The 15,089-nt window shown below is 37.1% G+C and carries 18 protein-coding genes; 16 read left to right on the forward strand and 2 right to left on the reverse strand.

Annotated features, from left to right (window positions below):
• Window positions 1–13 precede the first annotated feature (13 nt).
• The 6 genes from HNQ94_RS04400 (at window position 14) to HNQ94_RS04425 (ending at window position 5,540) form a co-directional block, all read left to right on the forward strand.
• Entirely contained in the window at window positions 14–802 is a 789-nt protein-coding gene (locus tag HNQ94_RS04400; RefSeq protein WP_174494893.1) for an enoyl-CoA hydratase/isomerase family protein, read from the forward strand.
• Between the two features lie 69 nt (window positions 803–871).
• Window positions 872–1,735 (forward strand): branched-chain amino acid ABC transporter permease, encoded by an 864-nt coding sequence (locus HNQ94_RS04405; protein ID WP_174494892.1) that lies wholly within the window; start codon window positions 872–874, stop codon window positions 1,733–1,735.
• Window positions 1,736–2,734, forward strand: coding sequence for a branched-chain amino acid ABC transporter permease (locus HNQ94_RS04410; protein ID WP_174494891.1), 999 nt, complete (start codon window positions 1,736–1,738; stop codon window positions 2,732–2,734).
• Window positions 2,734–3,498 (forward strand): ABC transporter ATP-binding protein, encoded by a 765-nt coding sequence (locus HNQ94_RS04415; protein ID WP_174494890.1) that lies wholly within the window; start codon window positions 2,734–2,736, stop codon window positions 3,496–3,498. Before HNQ94_RS04410 ends, HNQ94_RS04415 begins: the two co-directional genes overlap by 1 nt.
• On the forward strand, window positions 3,491–4,198 hold the full coding sequence (locus tag HNQ94_RS04420; protein WP_174494889.1) for an ABC transporter ATP-binding protein: 708 nt from the start codon (window positions 3,491–3,493) through the stop codon (window positions 4,196–4,198). The genes HNQ94_RS04415 and HNQ94_RS04420 overlap by 8 nt, the downstream gene beginning before the upstream one ends.
• A gap of 85 nt (window positions 4,199–4,283) precedes the next feature.
• Entirely contained in the window at window positions 4,284–5,540 is a 1,257-nt protein-coding gene (locus tag HNQ94_RS04425; protein ID WP_174494888.1) for an ABC transporter substrate-binding protein, read from the forward strand.
• 614 nt (window positions 5,541–6,154) lie between these two features.
• Here the strand turns inward: HNQ94_RS04425 and HNQ94_RS04430 are convergent.
• The gene (locus tag HNQ94_RS04430) at window positions 6,155–7,684 is read right to left on the reverse strand and encodes an MDR family MFS transporter (protein WP_174494887.1); all 1,530 of its coding nucleotides are present in this window, start codon (window positions 7,682–7,684) and stop codon (window positions 6,155–6,157) included.
• A 536-nt stretch (window positions 7,685–8,220) separates the two neighbouring features.
• Between HNQ94_RS04430 and HNQ94_RS04435 the strand changes: the two genes are divergently transcribed.
• The 8 genes from HNQ94_RS04435 (at window position 8,221) to HNQ94_RS04465 (ending at window position 12,931) form a co-directional block, all read left to right on the forward strand.
• Complete coding sequence (locus tag HNQ94_RS04435; RefSeq protein ID WP_174494886.1) at window positions 8,221–9,546, forward strand: hemolysin family protein; 1,326 nt, start codon at window positions 8,221–8,223, stop codon at window positions 9,544–9,546.
• Between the two features lie 304 nt (window positions 9,547–9,850).
• Window positions 9,851–10,297, forward strand: coding sequence for a DUF5392 family protein (locus tag HNQ94_RS04440; protein ID WP_174494885.1), 447 nt, complete (start codon window positions 9,851–9,853; stop codon window positions 10,295–10,297).
• A 231-nt stretch (window positions 10,298–10,528) separates the two neighbouring features.
• Window positions 10,529–10,894: a CidA/LrgA family protein gene (locus tag HNQ94_RS04445; protein ID WP_174494884.1), complete on the forward strand. Its 366-nt coding sequence runs from the start codon at window positions 10,529–10,531 to the stop codon at window positions 10,892–10,894.
• Complete coding sequence (locus HNQ94_RS04450) at window positions 10,891–11,586, forward strand: LrgB family protein (RefSeq protein WP_174494883.1); 696 nt, start codon at window positions 10,891–10,893, stop codon at window positions 11,584–11,586. The genes HNQ94_RS04445 and HNQ94_RS04450 overlap by 4 nt, the downstream gene beginning before the upstream one ends.
• Window positions 11,587–11,597: 11 nt before the next feature.
• The gene (gene ykzB, locus HNQ94_RS19875; RefSeq protein WP_512700767.1) at window positions 11,598–11,765 is read left to right on the forward strand and encodes a protein YkzB; all 168 of its coding nucleotides are present in this window, start codon (window positions 11,598–11,600) and stop codon (window positions 11,763–11,765) included.
• Window positions 11,743–11,913, forward strand: coding sequence for a Fur-regulated basic protein FbpA (locus HNQ94_RS04455; protein ID WP_246199920.1), 171 nt, complete (start codon window positions 11,743–11,745; stop codon window positions 11,911–11,913). Before ykzB ends, HNQ94_RS04455 begins: the two co-directional genes overlap by 23 nt.
• Window positions 11,914–11,986: 73 nt before the next feature.
• Entirely contained in the window at window positions 11,987–12,289 is a 303-nt protein-coding gene (locus tag HNQ94_RS04460; RefSeq protein ID WP_174494882.1) for a MerR family transcriptional regulator, read from the forward strand.
• 93 nt (window positions 12,290–12,382) lie between these two features.
• The gene (locus HNQ94_RS04465) at window positions 12,383–12,931 is read left to right on the forward strand and encodes a DJ-1/PfpI family protein (RefSeq protein WP_174494881.1); all 549 of its coding nucleotides are present in this window, start codon (window positions 12,383–12,385) and stop codon (window positions 12,929–12,931) included.
• Window positions 12,932–13,134: 203 nt separating this feature from the next.
• Here HNQ94_RS04465 and HNQ94_RS04470 read toward each other — a convergent pair whose 3' ends face one another.
• Entirely contained in the window at window positions 13,135–13,533 is a 399-nt protein-coding gene (locus tag HNQ94_RS04470; protein WP_174494880.1) for a CBO0543 family protein, read from the reverse strand.
• 341 nt (window positions 13,534–13,874) lie between these two features.
• Between HNQ94_RS04470 and HNQ94_RS04475 the strand changes: the two genes are divergently transcribed.
• On the forward strand, window positions 13,875–14,405 hold the full coding sequence (locus HNQ94_RS04475; RefSeq protein ID WP_174494879.1) for a hypothetical protein: 531 nt from the start codon (window positions 13,875–13,877) through the stop codon (window positions 14,403–14,405).
• Window positions 14,406–14,421: 16 nt separating this feature from the next.
• The gene (locus tag HNQ94_RS04480) at window positions 14,422–14,997 is read left to right on the forward strand and encodes a GNAT family N-acetyltransferase (protein ID WP_174494878.1); all 576 of its coding nucleotides are present in this window, start codon (window positions 14,422–14,424) and stop codon (window positions 14,995–14,997) included.
• Window positions 14,998–15,089 lie beyond the last annotated feature (92 nt).

The raw sequence follows: 15,089 nt of genomic DNA on the forward strand, positions 1-15,089 counted from the left end.
AGGAGTGGAAAAAATGAATGAGACAAAAACAGAGCATTTACTTATACAAAAAAACAATGGGGTAATGAGTCTTACGTTAAATCGTCCGGAAAGTTTGAATGCCTTTAGCCCAGAGATGATTAATGGGCTAAAAGCTGCCATCCAAGATGCAAAATCTGATGACACTATTCGTGTACTCGTCTTGTCAGGTGCAGGTCGTTCTTTTAGTGCAGGCGGTGACGTAAAAACAATGGGAGAAAGTACCCCGATGACAACCTATGATCATATCGGCAAACTAAACGAATTAGTCGTTTTGATGGTCGATTTGGAAAAACCGATAATTGCTGCTGTTCATGGATTTGCTGCAGGCGCTGGTTTTAACCTCGCTTTAGCGTGTGACATGGTTTTAGCAGCCGAAGATAGCAAATTTGTTTTAAGTTTTTCTAAAGTTGGGCTAATTTCTGATGGTGGCGGCCTATACTTTTTACCGAGAATTATTGGGCCTTACCGTGCGAAGGAATTGTTGTTTAACGCTGAGCCAATTACAGCTGAGGAAGCCTATTCACTTGGCATCGTTAATCACATTTATCCACTAGTTGATTTTCAATCAAAGGTTGAACAGTTTACGGCAAAACTAGCAAATGGACCTTCTAAAGCTTTTGGTTTTATTAAAAAAATAGCCAATGAATCTTTACATTCTAGTTTAGATGAAGTGTTGGAGTTAGAGCGAATCACACAGGCAACCGTTGTGACAACAGAGGATCACAAAGAAGGGGTTAAAGCGTTTAAGGAAAAGCGCCATCCTAATTTTAAAGGGAAATAAATTTTTTACATTCAATTGTAAGCGCTTACTATATTGTGAAATGATGTTTCATGAGAGGGTGAGAAAATATTGGAACTATTAATACAACAGCTTTTTAATGGGTTAACGATTGGAAGTGTATATAGCTTAGTTGCACTTGGATTAACCTTAGTGTACGGGATTCTACATATACCAAACTTCGCTCATGGTGCACTATACATGGTTGGGGCCTACGTAACATTAACGATGATGGTTCAAGGAGGGTTTCATTATTTATTGGCAATCGTTATTTCCATATTAGTCGTAGGTTTGATCAGTGTCCTAATGGAAAGAGTGGTGTTTCACCCCTTAAGAGATTCCACGCCAATCCAACATAAAGTAGCAGCAATTGGTGTGTTGTTATTTTTAGAAGCATTGGCACATTACATTTGGGGTGCAGACTATCAACAAATGCCAACACCATATGGGCAAGTGGTAAAGGTATTTGATCTAACGTTCACCATGCAGCGAATTTTAATAGTTGTAACCGCAATAGTTGTAATGATTTTACTATACCTATTCCTGAAAAAAACCTATACTGGTGCAACTATTATCGCGATGTCTCAAAATCGTGAAGGAGCTTATTTAGTCGGGATTAATGCAAACAAAGTAGCGATGCTAACCTTCTTTATCGCAGGCGCACTAGCAGCAATTGGTGCATCGTTAACGTCACCTATTAATCTCGTATTTCCAAGTATGGGGCACCTCGTTATTTTAAAAGCATTCGTTATTATTATTATCGGTGGTATGGGAAGTGTACCTGGAGCCATTCTCGGGGGTTATATATTAGGATTTAGTGAAAGCTTAGGTGCAACTTATTTGTTTAGTGATTATAAAGACCTCATCGCCTTCGTCCTACTTGTCATCATTTTAACTGTTAAACCACAGGGCATATTTGCGAAAGGGGGAGTTTAAATGCCAACTCTACTCTCGAAAAAATATGCACTTATCGCCATCATACTCGTAGCTATTCTTATTCCACTCCTATCAACTAATGAATATTACCTTCACATTTTAACATTATCTTTCATTTGGATCATTGCTGTTTATGGCCTAAATTTACTTGCTGGTTTTACTGGTTACTTGTCACTAGCACACGCAGGATTCTTTGGAATTGGTGCCTATGCCTTAGGCCTACTTACCGTAAAAGGAGGTATGAGCTTCTGGCCAGCCTTCTTCCTTGCACCAGTTATTACAACCGTTATTGGTTTTTTCATCGGCTTAGTTGCCTTACGAACTAAAGAACACTTCTTTGCGATCTATACACTATGCGTTGGCTACATTATTTACCTCGTTATAGATAAATGGGAAGGTTTAACTGGAGGTGTTCGCGGTCTAATTGGTATTCCGGGACCAACAAATATTGGACCTATTGAATTAACGAGTGCAAATGCTCGATATTATTTCGTGTTAACAGTATTACTACTCGTTGTCTTTCTCATCTATCGGATTGTTAACTCTCTCGTAGGTAGGTCGTTTATCGCCATTCGGAATGATGAGCAGCTTGCCCAATCAATTGGCATATCAACGTTGAAAAACAAATTGATGTCTTTTGTGCTATCCACCTTTTTTGCCGGTCTAGCAGGTGCTCTTTACGCAAGCTTTATCCGATTCATTGGACCAGATATCAGCAACATCAACATCACCTTTGATTTACTCATTTTTATGATTGTCGGTGGTATTGGAACACTTTCTGGACCAGTAATCGGTACGTTGTTAATCGTTGTCTTGTCTCAACAACTACAATTTTTACAAGATCATAGAATGTTAATTTTCGGTCCTTTGCTTACTTCGATTATCATTTTCTCACCTCGAGGATTAGCTGGCATGTACCTTACTTGGTATTACAAACGGAAGGCAAAAAAGAAAGCACAAATACAGACTGATAATGCAAGTATAGGGGGGGATTCCTGATGTTTTTGGAAGCAAAAAATCTATCAAAGCATTTTGGTGGTTTGCATGCGGTGAAAGAAGTTGATTTTTCGGTAGAAAAAGGAAAAATCAATGCCATCATCGGGCCAAATGGTGCAGGTAAATCTACCTTTTTCAATGTAATAACAGGTTTGCACCGACCAAGCTCTGGCCAAGTCATTTTTAAAGGAGATGATATTTCCAAGCTTCCGCCTAATAAAATAGCACTACTTGGGATAGCAAGAACCTTCCAGACAACAAATCTTTTTGAACAAGCAACGGTTTTTGAAAATGTCGTCGTCGGTCATCGTTTGCGTACGAAGTCAAATTTATTTGATGCGATTTTTCGGACGAAAAGGACAAAACAAGAAGAAGAAAAATGTAAAGAAAAAGCTTTAGAAGTACTCCATTTCGTTGGCCTTGCTCATGCGGCGGAACGAATGGTAGGTAGTATTTCTCAAGAGGAGAAGAAACGAATCGCCTTTGCTCTTGCGTTAGCAACTGATCCTGAAATTGTTTTTTTAGATGAACCTACTGCAGGTGTAAACCCGGATGAAACAGAAGAATTGGCCCAACTGATGCAAAAAATGGTGCAAAAAGGTATTACAGTCTGTCTCATTGAGCACAAAATGCAAATGATTATGAAACTGGCAGATAAAATTATGGTGCTGAACTACGGGGAAAAAATAGCAGAAGGAACACCAGATGAAATTAACAACAACGAAGAAGTAATAAAAGCGTATTTAGGAGGGAGTGCCAGTGCTTGAGTTAAAGAATGTATACGTTAAATATGGTCAGTTTACTGCCATTCAAAACGTAAATATCCAAGTAGATGCAGGTGAAATCGTCGTTCTTTTAGGAGCAAACGGAGCAGGAAAAAGCACAACCTTCCGAGCGATTAGTGGTTTAAGTAAACCAGTTTCGGGTGAAATCCAATTAGAAGATCAAGCTATTGGAGGAAAATCACCAGATCAAATTGTAAAAACTGGCATTGTTCAGTGTGCAGAAGATCGAAAATTGTTCACACAGATGACTGTACAGGAGAATCTAATGATGGGGGCATATGTACATCGAAAAAAGAAAAATGAAATGAAGAAAAGATTTCAAGAAGTTTATGATATGTTCCCGATTTTATATGAAAAGCGCAAGGATACAGCAGGTTCTTTAAGCGGCGGTCAGCAGCAGATGCTTGCCATTGGTCGAGCCCTTATGTCCAAACCGAAAATAATGCTCCTCGATGAACCGTCCATCGGTTTAGCCCCAATGATTGTGGAGCAAATGTTTGAAACGATTAAACAAATCAACAGAGAAGGAACAACTATTTTATTAGCGGAACAAAATGCAAATGCTGCCTTAAGTATCGCAAGTAAAGGGTATGTTTTCGAAAACGGTAAAATCGTTGTCGAGGGAACATCAGAAGAATTGTTCTCCAACGAAGAAGTACGAAGAGCATATATTGGTGCGTAGCTAACAGGAGAAAGTCTTACTTAATTTGGAAATAAAATTTTGTTAAACAAAATTTTATATATTTTAAAAATGGGGAGGAAAAGTAATGAAGAAAAGGATGTATTTATTTTTAATCAGTTTGTTGGTAGCCGTTTTTACGTTAGCTGCATGTGCTCAGACTGATGACACAGGGGGAGAAACACCAAGTGAACAACCTGATGGAGATTCTTCAAGTGAACAACCAGACAGCACGGATAGTGGTAGCGGAGGTGACAGCAGTGACAAGCCAGCACAAACCGTTAACATCGGCTATAGTGGACCATTAAGCGGTCCGGCTGCTTATTACGGAGAAAATACGTTAACTGGTTTGGAATTAGCTGTTGAGGAAATTAATGAAGAAGGATTTGAAGTAGATGGGCAGTTATACAACATTAACCTTGTGGCCCTAGATGATAAATACTTACCAAACGAAACAGCCGCTAACGCAAAACGTTTAGTGCAAGAACATAAAACACCTATTATTTTCACACCACATAGCGGCGGAATTTTTGCTTTACAAGTATTTAACGAACAAGATAACTTCATTATTGGTGCATACTCCAGTGAGCCAGCTATTACAGAAGCAGGTAATTCATTAACCGTTCGTATACCACCAAGTTATGCTGGTTACATCGAGCCTTTCACAACGTATGCAATGGAGCGATTCGGCAATAAAATCGCTGCTTTACCAACTAACTCTCAATATGGAAAAGACTGGACGGAAGCGCTACTACCATACTGGGAAGATCAAGGTGGAGAGGTCGTCTATAATTCATCCATTGACTTTGCGAAAGATACAGATTTCTTTACGATTTTAACGAATGCTCTAGAGGACGATCCTGATGTACTCTTTATCGGTGGACCATCACAACCAACGGCAATGGTAGCGAAGCAAGCGAGGGAATTAGGATTTGAAGGTGGATTTATCGTCATGGACCAAGCGAAACTTGATGAAATGACAGCTGTTACTGGTTCTTATGAAGCTTTAGAAGGGTCTATTGGTGTAATGCCACTTATCGAAGCTGACTATCCAGGTACGCCTGCTTTTGTTGAAAAATACAAAGCTGCTCACGATAAAAACCCAGGATCAGAAGCAGGACTTCACTACATTTCAATGTATGTATTCATAGAAGCGATGAAAGCAGCAGGATCGGTTGATGACCCAGCTGCAATTTACGCACAAATGCAAACAGGATTAGATAACCTGCCGGAAGATAAGCGTGTTTACGAAATCCCAATGATTGATGAAAAAGGTGGTTTCGTGGCAGATTTAAGTGTTGCAGCTGTGGAAGATGGAAAAGTCGTTCCGATCCCAGTAGAATAAAAAATATAAAATCGGCAAACATAATTTGTTTGCCGATTTTATATTTTTATAGTTGCTTTTTTGTGTGAAGTCCATACTGAACAAGATGAGTGTTAGTCCGTCGCAGTGGAAAAATACTCGCTTTCCATTGGCAAGGCCAGAGCCTCCTCGCGAGCAAAGGACGCTCGTCTCGGGGGTCTTCAGACTCATGCTCTCCCATAGGACAAGGAGCGCTTCGGCAGCATTACATCGCACGAAAAAAATTGCCTTTCATTTTCGAGGAGTCTCGTATGTTTCCGCTGCTTGGGATAGTGGTCTGTATTAGCAATCAGTATCCCTAAAACCAAAACGATAATATCATGTGTCATTCCTGTTCATAAATCAAATAATCTTTATTAGCGTAGGCAGATTACGTAGACTCCTACGGGACCTGTTTACCTAAGTGAGACTCCGGAGACGAAGTCGAGGAGGCTCACTGGGAACCACTGGAAAGCGAAGTATTCTGCCGAAGCTGCGAGTTAGCTCCTACTTCAAGAACGTCGCATTTTCTATCAACTGTGATGCAAATGACAACAATATTTATTTAATTATTAGTTACAATCCGTTCATGTTTTAACTCAGTTGAATATACTCAATTAACTATTCTGACCGTCTCTTTTCTCATACGTTACAATACCATTGGGCAGGAACCAGATTAGTGCAAAACTTATGGCACCTAATACGAGTAATCCCCAAAATACGTAATGAAGTGAAATGCTTAGCCCTTCTTGCAATACGGCTAATGTTTCCGGAGAAAACATTTTACGATCCTCTGGGTCAAGCAATGCATTTGTCACATCTAAATCAACATCTCCAATTTGTCCCTGATGATTTTGGAAATAGTGAGCTAATCTCGTATTCAAAATACCCCCCATAAGGGAAATTCCAACTGTATTACCTAAAATGCGCATAAACATATTGGATGCAGTGGCCACTCCGCGTACTTTCCATTCTACACTGCTTTGTACAGACACCACAAAAGTCGTTGTCGTAAAGCCCATTCCCACTCCGACAAAAAAACTACCTGCAGCAACCCATACGGGACCTAATGCCGGTTGTGAAGTTATCAAAATAAGCGGGCCAATTAACAGGCTGACCCCACCAATCATGGCGGTTTTTAAATAGCCTAATCGAATTAAAACCTTCCCGGCAATTGTGGCAGAAATCGGCCAACCAATTGACATCATTGCCAGGGAAAAGCCACCGACGATTGCCGAATAACCCATCACACCTTGTACATATGTTGGAATATAACTAATAACCCCAATCATAATCATCCCGGTAGTAAGGGAGGCCAAATTAGAAACCATAATAATTTTATTTTTCCAGAGGCCTAACGGCATCATTGGTTCCTCAGCTCTTGTTTCTTGCAAAATAAAGAGAGTCATACCAATCGCAAACATACTTAATAGAAATAAACTTGGCATGGATGTCCAACCCCATGCGACACCACCTTGTATTAGAGCAAGCATGAGTGCACTAATCGAAACAAACAACAAACTCGATCCAATATAATCAATAGAATGTTTTTTCTTCTCCACACCTTCATGAAGAAACAAAACAATTCCAATTAACGACAGAATACCAAAAGGAATATTGATCCAATAAACCCAAGACCAGTTGATATACTCAACAAAAAGAGCCCCGAGTGCTGGGCCAACAATGGATGAAATCCCCCAAACACTTGCCAAATATCCTTGGATTTTAGAACGCTCTTCAATTGTATAAATATCCCCAACAATAGTAGAAGCAATCGGTTGTACAGCCCCTGCGCCAATACCTTGAATAAACCGAAAAGCGATTAGCGCCGGCATGGTTGTCGCAAAGCCGCAAAGAATGGATCCCACTAAAAAGATAATAATTCCTACTACATAAACAGGCTTCCGTCCAAATAAATCAGCTAGTTTCCCATAAATTGGAATGGTTACAGCCTGCATTAATAAGTATATAGAAAAAACCCAACTGAAAAGCTTAAACCCACCTAGGTCAGATACAATGCTAGGCATGGCAGTTGCGACAATTGTTGCTTCAATCGCAGCCATGAACATTCCAATGATAATAGCGATAAGAACAAAAGTCCGCTTTGTCGTTTTGGGGGTTCCAGCTTGTAAAAGTACACGAGCCATTATGTAAACCTTCCTTCATTACATGTGTTATCTTTATAGTATATCACTGCGTTTTAAAATCTTTATAAAAAAATCATTTCAGGTTTTGACAAATAATACAAGGCAGGTTGCACTAAAAAATGTAAGAAAATGAAACCCAATAGAACCCATTTCGTATAAAAAGAAACAATAAAGAACAAGGGGACGATAAACTATTAGCAGGAAAACAAGGAATTATAAAATAATAAAGACCTCGTGAAAGATTTCACATGACATTTTGTGAAGCAAAGAGGTATAATAGGATGTAAATTCCTTCTTAGGGGAGTAGCTTTTACAATAAAGTCGTCAATACGGAGCAACAAACTCCCGGCTTTATTGGCAACTAATTGTTGTTAGCCAGACCTTTGCCAATTGGTAAAGGTCTTTTTTTATGAACCGCAATTAACAAAAAAGAATGACATACTGCCCAACGGTAACACTAAAAAAGTATCAGTTTGGGGGAATAGTCGTTCTGAACACTTTTTTATCAAAATGTAATTAACTTGGAGGTCGATTTTTTGGGCACCGAAATAATGGTACTCATTATTCTTATTATTTTAAACGCTTTTTTTGCAGCATCGGAAATGGCACTTGTATCATTAAACGATAATAAAATTAAACTCATGGCTGATGGTGGAAATAAAAAGGCCAAGCTTGTGGAGAATCTTCTATCCGAGCCAAGTCGTTTTTTGGCAACAATCCAAATTGGGATTACGCTTGCAGGATTCTTAGCTAGTGCATTTGCAGCAAGTAGCTTTGCTGGAAGGATGGCTAGTGCGTTATATGAAATGGGTGTTCCGCTACAACCTAGAATGCTGGAGACCATTTCTACAATCATCATCACATTAATTTTATCTTACTTTACACTTGTATTAGGAGAGCTAGTTCCCAAAAGGTTAGCTCTGCAAAAAGCAGAAGGGGTAGCTTTTTTTGCTGCAGGTCCTTTAACATTACTTTCAAAAATCACCTATCCGTTTGTAAAATTCTTAACGATATCCACTAATATGGTTGTTCGGTTATTTGGTATTGACCCAAACAAAGAGCATGAAGAAGTTACCGAAGAGGAAATTCGTATGATGGTCGATGTTGGGAAGGAAAAAGGAACCATTCAACAGTCTGAAAAAGAAATGATCAACAACATATTTGAGTTTGACAATAAGACAGTTTCTGATATCATGACACACCGAACAAATATCGTAGCGATACCCATTGGAATTAGCTTGAAAGAAACAGTAGAACTAGTAAAACAAGAAAAATACACCAGACTTCCTGTATACGAAGATCATATTGATAACATCATCGGTATTTTACATGTGAAAGACTTAATACAGTTTGTTGACGGGGAAGATAAAGAATCATTTAATCTAAGAGAGATGATTCGGGAACCTTTTTATGTTTTGGAATCCATTCGGATTGACTACTTGTTTAATGATATGCAGAAGAATAATGTTCATATTGCAATCGCAATTGACGAGTATGGTGGAACTGATGGAGTCGTAACGATAGAGGATGTCATTGAAGAAATTGTTGGGAATATATTTGATGAGTACGATGAACCAGAATTGGATATAGCTGAAATTGAAGAAATAGACAAAACACATTATGTAATAGCTGGAACGACAAATTTATATGAAGTAGAGGATATATTAAAAGTTCAATTTCCTACGCAAGAGTATGATACATTAAGTGGGTTTTTAATTGGTCAACTTGGATATTTACCAAGTGCAGATGATAATCCTGTAGTAGAATATGAAAATATCCTTTTTTCTATAGAGGAAATGAACGATCGACGAGTCATTAAGGTGAATGTAACAGTAAAAGATGATGTCATAGAGGAAAATTAAATTCACAATATTGCCACTAGATTTTTCATGACAAGAAAACGTAAGTTATGTATAATTATAGTAACTATATAATCCTTAAGGGGAGTAGCTTTTACAGTAAAGTCGTCAATACAGAGTGTTTTACTCTCGGTTTTACTGGCAACTATGTTGTTAGCAAGACCTTACCATTATATTTGGTAGGTCTTTTTTTGTAGACGAGGCTAACCTCAGGGAGTTTAACTAACGCTTGATGAAAATTCATCTTTTCATTATATTTTCGAAAAATTGCAATAAATATATAACAAACGATAAGGGAGTGGATGGAATGAGCAAATTTTTGTTTAAGAACATGCCAGCTTCTGTACGTCGGGAAATTGAAATCGTTTCTGATTTATTTAGGCCGTATATAAAGAAAAATTCAAAATATATCTTTTTTGCGATGCCTTTGTTGACTGTTTCTATGGCTTATCTTGTTATTTCTTTAGTGACTGGTTCTTGGTATTTAGACAATCTACCTAGCCTAGCAATTTATGCTTTATTAGCATCACTAGGTTTTGCTTTTTATAAAGAATCGAAACACGTTCGATCTGAAATGGAAGAGGTCGGAATGAATCATATGATTGAACGAATTACCAAAAGCCAATACATGGATGATAACAAAAAGAAAGAATATATCCGCAGTATAAAAGAGCAGCCCAAAATTAGTTTTGAAGCGTTCTTAAACTTTTTAAATGAAGAAGACCAATATAAGCGGAGTATGTTTGGGAACTAAATAAGAATGCACGTGTCATTTCACTTTTATGACATGTGCATTTTTTTATTCAACTTTTTCCTCACTCACCACGTTAATTATCCTTTATAAAATTAAAACTTTGTTAGATTTTCTTCGTTCCTACATCAAAATTCAAAATACAATGTTAGATTATCTTACATGTTTAATGACAGACCTGCCAAATTCCCTTAAACTAAGTTTAATTGAAAGACGAAAAGGAGGGATAAATAAGTGAAATGGAGTTGGGTAGCCCAACTTTTCATTATAATAGGGTTCCTCATTTTTGGTTACATCACCGTAAAATTCTTTCATATACCGTTACCCGGTAGTGTTGTAGGTATGATACTACTCTTCATGTTTTTGATGATTGGGCTAATAAAAATAGAATGGATAGAAAAATTATCAACCTTCCAGCTTAAACACCTCACCTTTTTGTTTATCCCCCCAATTGTAAGTTTGTTTATATCGACTGCTTTTCTACGTATGATGCATTGGAATGTTTTGATCATAATTGTGGTGAGTAGTATTTGTTGCTTACTAGCTTCTGCTTATGCAGTAGAAAGGTATGAAAAAATAAAAAGGAGGAATATAGAATGACAGCAATAATAGGAAATGTATTATTTTGCCTCTCCGCAACTATCATTTTTTACTTTTTCGGTTTAAAGCTTTTTCAAAAATATAGGAAAGCATGGCTGAATCCATTGTACATTTCTTCTGGTTTACTCATTCTATTAATCTTAAGTTCAAACATAAATCCGAACACGTATTTACAAGGAAGTTTTATATTTGATGTTTTGTTACAGCTTGCTGTGGTTTCATTAGCTGTTCCTTTATATAAGCAATGGTCCTTCTTAAGAAAAAATTACAAAAAAGTCCTATTGGGGGTTATATGTGGAACTGCAATGGGTGTAATTTCTGTCTCTGCTATGGCCCACTTATTCCATTTGCAAGATCAGTTGGTAGCTTCTTTAATACCGAAATCAGTTACACTACCTGTAGCATTAACCATTTCTAATAATCTTGGTGGGCTAACCTCTACCACAGTCTTTATTGTAATTATTTCTGCACTTATATCGGTGACAATCGGGCCTAAGCTATTAAAAAGATTTGGTATTAAAAGCAAAGCTGCAAAAGGACTTGCAATGGGGACATCCGCACAAATGCTCGGTGCCAATCGATCACTCATATGGGGAGAGGAGGAAGGAGCAATGGGGAGTGTTGCCATGACAACATCTGCTGTATTTTTATCGATATCAGTACCAGTCCTTTCCCTTGTGATGAATGTATGATAAAAAGAGAAATGGTTGAATTAGCAGAAGAAATAATAAAATTAGATAGGAAAAGGGACGAATTATACGAAAAGTTACTGCTTCAGTATGGCTCACAGGCCCATGCTTTTTTAAGATATATCCAAAACCATACTGAAATGAGTGGAGGGGTGCAAAATGATGAAAAATCAGCTTCGTGAAGCGGTCGATAAAGTTAGAAGCTTTTATATTCAACAACTTATTGATGCTGGTGTTTATACCGATAAGGACGAAGAAATCCACACCTTAACATTAACAGAACTCAAACTCATATTTAATAAACTCAATCGACAAAAAGAACATGGCTAAGAAACTAGTCGACATGAAAATAATAGAAAATAGAGGTATGATAGAAGAAATATGACAGAGGAGGGAAGGGTTCTTGTCTTCTTATAAAGATAAAAAAGTGATTAGTATCGGAACAGTTCATGAGCTTACCGGTTTATCAGAACGAAAGATCCGTTATTACGAAGAACGTGGACTCCTTTTTCCAGAGCGAACAAAGCGTGGTACGAGAAAATATTCCTTTTCGGATGTCGAGTTATTGATGAAGATTGCTGATAAACGGGAAGAAGGCGTTCAAACGAAAGAAATTAAAGAAGAAGTAAGAAATGAAAATAAAAAGCAAATGCGCAATGATATGCTCCGTGGACAAATTAATGCACATTTTAATATGAGGAAATAATAGGAAGCCTAGGCACACCGCTTAGGCTTTTTGTGTTTAAAATTAATAGTATAATATATTATAAAGTAATGGAAAAATTATGAGAGGTGAAGTATGAAAAAGATTGCTTTTATTACATATGACGGATTTGCTCTTTGGCAAGTTGCATTGCTTCAAAAGTTCTTAAAGCAAGAAGGGTGGGCAATAGATACTTTTTCTTTGCATGGTGGGATTGTTCAATCAGATGGTGGGCTTGAAATAGTTTCAACAACATTAGAAAAGGCAGATCCACTTACCTATGATTTACTCATGATGGCTGGAGGAGACATTACGGATGATTTATTAACAAACGAAACGTTAAAATTGTTTATACAGCAGTTCAACGGAATCATTGCTGCAAGTTGCGCATCCTCTATTATAGTAGCGTCTGCAGGTTTGTTAGATTGCCAGTATACGACCATGCCTCACCTGAATGAGCAATTTCATGATTACTATGTTGATGGTACGTATGTAGATAGTGATATTTGTGTAACAGAAAGAATCATAACAAGTAGGGGTTATGCGCATTACGACTTGATGATTGCCGTGTTAGAAAAATTAAATATCACGACTAATAAGCCAAAATTGAAGCAATTAGCTTTAAAACTAGCTAAAAATCAATAAGTTTGTTAAATATCATTTCATATCAAAAAAAAGATAGATAACAAAATGCAACACGTGCATCATACATAAATAGCTAAAAAATGATAAGTTCAGTCCCTTTTTTGCAACGACTGTCGTTTTATGCGCTTGCCCGGGAAATATTAGTGTGGAAATCATATATATGTAAAAAGGAGCTCTTCTTAATTATGAGGGCCCCTTTTATCTTACTTCCAATAAACTTGATAATTATTTCTAAGACTTGCCCAATAACCAATTAGAAAAATTAAATAATAGATAGGGAAGGAATAAAAACTACTCCAATTAATTTCTTTATAGAAGTCAAAGTGTTTAAATAAAGGACCGCCGACAAAGGCTGCAAGGATTGCGAATAACGTCCCTTTTAAGTGAGGAGATAGCTTTGGTTTATATTCAATTAAGCTGATAATGACGACAGGAATTAACGTCCAATCCCACGGGACAAATGCAGGCATCCATGGAAAAACCTCATAATGATAGAGCCAAAAACCAAACTGAACACCTAGAAAATCTAAAAAGGAGGTTGTGATTATAACTAAAAAGGCAGAATAAAGAAATCTATTTCTACTTTCCTGTTTGCTAAACATTACCTATAAGACCCAAGGTGTAAAGGTTAGAAAGAGACCGACCCACCAATGTGGAGTGAGAAAAACATGTTCTATCCAAAGGGAGTATTTAGTTTCCTGTGATTGTACAATTTTTTCGTGCAATTCGATATTTTGATGTATATATACCAAAAAATCGCCTCCGCTTTTTGTTAAATAGTATTAACCGGGATTCACTGATTTAGACAGCTAAAATAATACGTTTTGTATTACTACAGAAATTCGAAAAAATGATGCAGATATCTGTCCCATTTTCATAAACTAATAGTAAGTTTTTCGAGAGCATATTTATTAGTATAATGCTTTGTTTGTGGAGGGGACTTATGAGGATAAAATCTATTATGAAACCGTTGATGGTGGTATTAGGAGTTTGTTTGGCTGTTTATTTTTTTATTTATTTCCAAAACTCTACCATTGAAAAAGTGGCAGAGGATAGACATGGGGATGTAGAAATTCTAGAACAAATCGAAATCGACAATAGTACCTTCGTGATGTTTGATACAGGTAAGTACATTATGGGAGAAGTGTATGAGAAGCGATTGTTTGGTTGGAAGGCTATTCAACATAGTCAAGCAATAAATGGGCGTAATCAGGATTCCCCGTTTAGAACAGATTTCTTTGCGTATGTGGATATGGGGGATATTGGTATTTATTATGGTTATGTAAATCCATCTGAAATAGAATCTATTCGTTTTCAATTAGATAGCTTTGATATGATACATGAAACAAGCACGTATTACTGGTATATTCCTGTTGTAACAGAAGACAAAAATGGTAGCTTCCAATCCAATCAATTTAGCGTTATCTTAAATAGTGGAAAGATTGTTTACTACCCATTTGAGGAATTTCAATAAGGAAGGATAGAAATAAGTGCCTAATAAAAAAGCATTAATATTATTATGTCCCCAGTCGTTCATTCAATCACCTCCAGAACCAACAATTCCATCAGGATACTGCGTAAGAACTTTCAGACAAGAAGATAAAAAGAACTATGTAGAATTATTGGAAAAGGAAGGTTGGTTACTAGACGAAACAGAATTAGAAGATTTTTTTGACAGGGTGATACCAAATGGTCTTTTTTTCCTAATTGATAAAAGATCAAAAGAAATAGTAGCATCAGCGGTTGCTTTACATAATCCGAAATCTAGCCATTATACGTTTCCGTTCGGTGGTGATATTGGCTTTGTCTTTACTCGTCCAGCACATAGAAAGAAAGGTTTGGGACTAGCTGTTACGAATCTAGCAACAAATCGATTAATAAAAGCAGGTTACAGCAGTATACGTATTGTGACAAATGATCATCGCTTACCTGCTCTTAAAACATACTTAAATTTAGGGTTCATCCCATTTTTATATGCTTCGGATATGGAACAGCGATGGAAGGATGTTTATACTATTTTAGGTTTACCTTTTAACAAAGAGAGGTGTTTAAAAATAAATAAGTAAATTACTCAAAAAAAGAAATGACCTGGTAAGAAGAACAATCCCAGAGTTTACACAATTTCTATGCTTATGGGAACAGTTCAAAACCAAGTCAT

The sequence above is a fragment of the Salirhabdus euzebyi genome, from assembly GCF_014207435.1.
Lineage (GTDB): Bacteria > Bacillota > Bacilli > Bacillales > Alkalibacillaceae > Salirhabdus > Salirhabdus euzebyi.

Bases quoted from the DNA above. Each gene is read 5' to 3' on its own strand.
- HNQ94_RS04400 (WP_174494893.1), top strand. From the start codon at position 14: ATGAATGAGACAAAAACAGAGCATTTACTTATACAAAAAAACAATGGG.
- HNQ94_RS04410 (WP_174494891.1), top strand. From the start codon at position 1,736: ATGCCAACTCTACTCTCGAAAAAATATGCACTTATCGCCATCATACTC.
- HNQ94_RS04415 (WP_174494890.1), top strand. From the start codon at position 2,734: ATGTTTTTGGAAGCAAAAAATCTATCAAAGCATTTTGGTGGTTTGCAT.
- HNQ94_RS04425 (WP_174494888.1), top strand. From the start codon at position 4,284: ATGAAGAAAAGGATGTATTTATTTTTAATCAGTTTGTTGGTAGCCGTT.
- HNQ94_RS04430 (WP_174494887.1), bottom strand. From the start codon at position 7,684: ATGGCTCGTGTACTTTTACAAGCTGGAACCCCCAAAACGACAAAGCGG.
- HNQ94_RS04440 (WP_174494885.1), top strand. From the start codon at position 9,851: ATGAGCAAATTTTTGTTTAAGAACATGCCAGCTTCTGTACGTCGGGAA.
- HNQ94_RS04450 (WP_174494883.1), top strand. From the start codon at position 10,891: ATGACAGCAATAATAGGAAATGTATTATTTTGCCTCTCCGCAACTATC.
- ykzB (WP_512700767.1), top strand. From the start codon at position 11,598: ATGGTTGAATTAGCAGAAGAAATAATAAAATTAGATAGGAAAAGGGAC.
- HNQ94_RS04455 (WP_246199920.1), top strand. From the start codon at position 11,743: ATGATGAAAAATCAGCTTCGTGAAGCGGTCGATAAAGTTAGAAGCTTT.
- HNQ94_RS04465 (WP_174494881.1), top strand. From the start codon at position 12,383: ATGAAAAAGATTGCTTTTATTACATATGACGGATTTGCTCTTTGGCAA.
- HNQ94_RS04470 (WP_174494880.1), bottom strand. From the start codon at position 13,533: ATGTTTAGCAAACAGGAAAGTAGAAATAGATTTCTTTATTCTGCCTTT.
- HNQ94_RS04475 (WP_174494879.1), top strand. From the start codon at position 13,875: ATGAGGATAAAATCTATTATGAAACCGTTGATGGTGGTATTAGGAGTT.